The organism is Vibrio sp. Vb0667 (assembly GCF_033391095.1).
Window position 1 is genome coordinate 1 of sequence record NZ_JAWPOL010000320.1, and the last position, 1123, is coordinate 1123.

Consider the following 1123-nt stretch of genomic DNA (forward strand, 5'->3'; position numbering starts at 1 on the left):
AGGGTGATTTAGGCCCAAGCTTTGTTTACCAAGACTTCTCTGTCACTCAGTTGGTTGCGCAATCTTGGCCCGTATCGGCAATGCTTGGGGTGCTCTCTTTTAGCATCTCAGTCCCACTTGGGATGCTGCTCGGCACTATTGCCGCATTAAAGCGCAATAGCCGTTTGGACTACGGATTAATGACACTCTCGATGACGGGCGTGGTTGTTCCTGCTTTTGTTTTGGCTCCCGTGCTTGTCACCATTTTTGCGATTCAGCTTGGTTGGCTCCCCGCTGGTGGCTGGGAAGGTGGGCAATTAGCTTTTCTTGTTTTGCCGGTATTAAGTCTCGCCATTGGATCAGTCGCTAGCATCGCGCGTGTCATGCGCGGCGCGATGATTGAAACCCTCAATCAGCCTTACATTCGCACCGCAAAAGCGAAGGGATTATCGACCGCCTACATCTTGTTCCACCATGCACTGCGTCCGTCATTGATCCCCGTCGTCGCCATGCTCGGGCCAGCGTTTGTCTCTGTCGTGACGGGCTCTGTCATCATCGACATCTTTTTCGGCACTGGTGGTATGGGCCAGCACTTTGTCTCTGGTGCACTGAATCGCGACTACGGCTTAGTCATGGGTATCACCTTAATTGTCGCCTCACTCACCATCTTCTTTAATCTTGTGGTCGATTTGTTGTACACGGTGATCGACCCACGTATCCGAGTTTAGGAGTCAAACATGTTATCGATTAAGAAACTGGATACTCAATCCTTACAAGACCAAGTCGTAGACAATATCGAAGCGGTGGAAGGTCGTAGTTTGTGGCAAGACGCCTGGGCTCGTTTCCGAAAAAACCGCGCCGCGATGACATCGGTTTATGTGCTCACGTTCATCACTTTGTGCATCACGTTTGGCCCCTCGATTGCAGCCTTTGGACACGATGAGATTGATTGGGACGTACTCGCCGACCCATACGAACTAGGAAAGCCATCACTTAGCAGCGGCCATTACTTTGGTACCGACGATCTCGGCCAAGACCTGTTTGCCCGCACCATGCAAGGCGGTCGCCTTTCAATTTTAGTTGGCTTTGTGGGCGCGTTAGTCGCCGTCGTTATCGGAACGATTTGGGGCAGCATTTCAGGCTA

The 1123-nt window shown here is 51.6% G+C and carries 1 protein-coding gene and 1 pseudogene; both read left to right on the forward strand.

The features are described from left to right. The coding region (locus tag R8269_RS25595; protein ID WP_318222960.1) for an ABC transporter permease subunit at positions 1–707 on the forward strand (707 nt) is incomplete at its 5' end. A gap of 9 nt (positions 708–716) precedes the next feature. Further along, positions 717–1123, forward strand: a pseudogene (locus R8269_RS25600) (peptide ABC transporter permease); the annotation flags it as partial.